The sequence below is a fragment of the Endozoicomonas sp. SESOKO2 genome (assembly GCF_024606245.1).
Classification (GTDB): Bacteria; Pseudomonadota; Gammaproteobacteria; order Pseudomonadales; family Endozoicomonadaceae; genus Endozoicomonas_A.
The window spans coordinates 1-3,633 of the sequence record NZ_JAHHPQ010000360.1; the positions used below are offsets into that span (position 1 = coordinate 1).

General features: G+C 50.0%; 4 protein-coding genes. 1 reads left to right on the forward strand and 3 read right to left on the reverse strand.

The features are described 5' to 3' along the window. Nucleotides 1–48 precede the first annotated feature (48 nt). Genes mlaD through KDK17_RS08080 form a run of 3 tightly spaced genes read right to left on the reverse strand, consistent with a single transcriptional unit; the run spans nucleotide 49 to nucleotide 2,118 of the window. Nucleotides 49–510, reverse strand: coding sequence for an outer membrane lipid asymmetry maintenance protein MlaD (gene mlaD, locus KDK17_RS08070; protein ID WP_257254233.1), 462 nt, complete (start codon nucleotides 508–510; stop codon nucleotides 49–51). Between the two features lies 1 nt (nucleotide 511). Further along, nucleotides 512–1,306: a lipid asymmetry maintenance ABC transporter permease subunit MlaE gene (mlaE, locus tag KDK17_RS08075; RefSeq protein ID WP_257254232.1), complete on the reverse strand. Its 795-nt coding sequence runs from the start codon at nucleotides 1,304–1,306 to the stop codon at nucleotides 512–514. Beyond that, a complete protein-coding gene (locus KDK17_RS08080; RefSeq protein ID WP_257254230.1) occupies nucleotides 1,303–2,118 on the reverse strand; it encodes an ATP-binding cassette domain-containing protein in 816 nt (271 codons plus the stop codon). Before KDK17_RS08080 ends, mlaE begins: the two co-directional genes overlap by 4 nt. Before the next feature lie 391 nt (nucleotides 2,119–2,509). Between KDK17_RS08080 and KDK17_RS08085 the strand changes: the two genes are divergently transcribed. Continuing rightward, nucleotides 2,510–3,460 carry a calcium/sodium antiporter gene (locus KDK17_RS08085; protein ID WP_257254229.1) on the forward strand — a complete coding sequence of 317 codons (951 nt, stop codon included), beginning with the start codon at nucleotides 2,510–2,512 and terminating at the stop codon, nucleotides 3,458–3,460. The last annotated feature ends 173 nt before the right edge of the window (nucleotides 3,461–3,633 follow it).

Below are 3,633 nucleotides of genomic sequence, written 5' to 3' on the forward strand. Positions count from 1 at the left end.
CTCAATTTCTTGCAATCCTCGCTACGGACGCTTAAGTCCGACAGGCTGCTAGTCCTTATCGACTGAACCCAGAAGGAATTTGCCAATCAACTCTTCCAGAATAACAGCTGACTGGGTATCCTCGAAGCGACCACCGGGTTTGATGTAGTTTGTATCTCCGCCAATACTGATACCAATATATTTCTCACCCAAAAGCCCTGCTGTCACGATGGAGGCGGTGCTGTCGCTGGGTATGTTATCTATATGAGAATCGATTTCCATCTCAACCTTGGCCATATAGGTCTGCTTGTCGAGTTCAACCTTGGTGACTCTGCCAATGATGACACCGGCCAGGGCTACTTTGGCTCTTGGCTTAAGGGTTCCGGTGTTATCAAACATGGCTGTCACGGTGTAGGTTTGCCTGCCGCTTTCCAATGAAAGCCCACTGACTTTTAGTGCCAGTACAACCAGCGCCAGCATCCCGGCCAACATAAAACCGCCGACACTTATCTCTACCGTTCTCATCCGCATCTTAGAGTTCTCCAAACATGACAGCGGTCAAAATAAAATCCAGCCCCAGAATGGCTAGTGAAGAGTAAACAACCGTCCTTGTTGTGGCCCGGCTGACGCCCTCTGAAGTGGGGATGGCATCATACCCCTGGAATACGGCTATCCAGGTCACGACAAAACCAAATACAAGACTTTTGATCAGCCCATTGCCTATATCCGCCACCAGACTGACCGAAGCCTGCATAGTGGCCCAGAAAGAGCCCTCATAAATACCCAGCCAATCCACGCCGACCATCACTGCTCCCAATATACCGACCAGACTGAAAATGGCGGCCAGCAATGGCATGGAGATAACCCCTGCCCAGAATCGCGGAGCAATGACCCGCTTGAGTGGATCAACCCCGATCATTTCCATACTGGACAGTTGTTCCGTAGTTTTCATCAAACCTATTTCAGCCGTCAGGGCAGAGCCTGCTCGTCCGGCGAACAGCAGAGCTGTAACAACCGGCCCCAACTCTCTCAGGAGGCTGAGAGCCACCATCTGCCCCACCGCATCTTCCGAGCCGTATCGAATCAGAATATTGTAACCCTGCAACGCCAATACCATGCCAATAAACAGCCCTGACACAGTAACAATAATCAGCGACATTACGCCGACGCTGTAGAGCTGCTGAACTAATAAGGAGAAGCGTTTACTGAAGCCGGCACGGGAGAAAATAGCCAGCACAAGAAAAATACCTGCCCGACCCACGGATTGAATCTGATCCAGCCCAAAACGACCGAGCTGTGTCACTCTGTCAAGAATACCTGTACTCATCCAGTCCCCCCACCCAACAATACTTCTTTATAATCTGGTGCCGGGTAATGGAATGGCACCGGACCATCGGAAAGCCCATTCATAAACTGCTTAATCCTTGAATCAGTGGAGTTCATCAGACTGTCCGGCTCACCCTGACCAATCAATTCACCGTCGGCTAACAGGTAGAGATAGTCCGAAATGGATGCCGTTTCATGAAGGTCGTGTGATACCACGATACTGGTGATATTCAGTGCTTCGTTCAACATCCTGATCAGTTTGACCAGCACGCCCATAGCTATGGGATCCTGCCCTACAAAGGGCTCGTCGTACATCACCATGGCCGGATCCAGTGCTATAGCTCTGGCCAGTGCCACGCGACGGTTCATCCCACCTGACAGTTCTGCTGGCATCAACGACCACGCCCCCCGCAGCCCCACCGCCTCCAGTTTCATAAACACAATATCCCGAATCATTGGCTCAGCCAGCCTGGTATGAATGCGCAGAGGGAAGGCGACATTTTCAAACACCGACAAATCGGTAAAGAGAGCACCGCTCTGAAAAAGCATGCCCATTTTGCGGCGGGTACGAAACAGCTCTTCACGGGAGAGCAAATCAAGATTCTGGCCATCCACAAAGATCTGTCCGGAGTCAGAGCGAAGTTGACGCCCAATTAAACGCAATAACGTTGTTTTACCGGTACCGGACGGCCCCATAATACCGACCACCTTTCCCCTTGGGATGGTGATATCAACATTTTTGAAAATAGTTCGATCGCCGCGATGGAACGTCAAACCATGGATCTCTATAAAGTTATCACTTGCCTCTGACATTGGAAGGCGATTCCTTGTATATGTATGGACTGCACCAAGCAGTAACCGACACTACCTGACAGCTTACCACTACCCGCCTCTCATTATGACGACTCTCGGCTACTTTTTGAACTATCAGTACGTATCCTTATTAGTATCACGACATCCAAACTGCTTCTTTACTGGCTATTTACTATCTTTTCACTATCAACAGACTTAGACTCAACGATTTCCACTTAAGCCTGGATTGGTTGATCCATGCTAACAAACTCGTCGATCCCGAGAATGACTGCCTCCTTTCCAGATAATGGTTTTTTAACAAAAAAATGGCTAAATAAAATCATCTTGCCGCTTCCAATGTAAAAAAACCATTTCGGCCAGTCGCCCCAAATTAGATAAGAGAATTCCTCCTATGCTCATTGCCCTTGCTGCCATTCTGGTTGGCTTTATTATCCTGACCTGGAGTGCAGACTGTTTTGTTGCAGGTGCTGCTGCCACAGCCAGCAATCTGAACGTGTCAAGAATGTTAATCGGTTTGACAGTGGTCTCTATAGGCACCTCTGCACCTGAAATCCTGGTCTCTCTGACGGCTGCCCTGCAAGGATTCCCGGGGCTGGCAGTGGGCAACGCCATGGGTTCAAACATCGCCAACATAGGTCTGGTTCTGGGTGTTACTGCCCTTATAGCTCCCCTGCCTGTTAAGAAAGCTCTGACAAAAAGGGAAATCCCTCTTCTACTGGTGATCACCATTGTTGCCGGCCTCTGCGTTGCCAATGGTTATCTGGGCAGAATAGATGGCTTGATCCTGCTGGCAGGCCTTGTCATTACCCTCTACCTGTTGATTCACTGGCAGAAACAACACCCGGATGAGTCAGTAGTGGAAGATGAGGAAATTCCAGAACTCTCTCCGGCAAAAGCCTGGTTCATGCTGGGTTCTGGTCTTTTATTATTATTGGGCAGCTCACAGCTGCTGGTATGGGGAGCCACTGAGATCGCCAGGACCTTGGGCATCAGCGATCTGGTGATCGGGCTGACGATTGTCGCCATTGGTACCAGCCTGCCAGAACTGGCTGCTTCCATTACCAGTGCCATAAAAGGCCACCATGATATTGCCTTGGGCAATGTGATCGGCTCTAACACATTTAACCTCCTGGCAGTTCTCTCCATGCCTGGACTGGTAGCTCCCGGAGCACTGGACAAAGCGGTTATACTGCGAGATTATCCCGTCATGCTGGGCATGACGATACTGTTGACCCTGATTTGCCTGATTGGCAGGAAACCTCGACATTTAGGCAGAGTGGCTGGCGTTTTTCTGCTCTCAATATACGCCCTCTACAATGTCTGGCTATTTATTCAGCACTGACTTTCTGAGGCTGGGCTGACTCCAGTCAGCTCTATCATCTAGTGTCTGCGCCACCCCGGCTCCGTGAGTCTGTTAATGCTTACAGTATCGGGATCTGGAAAGAACTGGCCCTACTGCACAGGCTCTACTGCAGCCATCCCGAACTGTTACTGTGGCAAAAGGCACTATAGAAT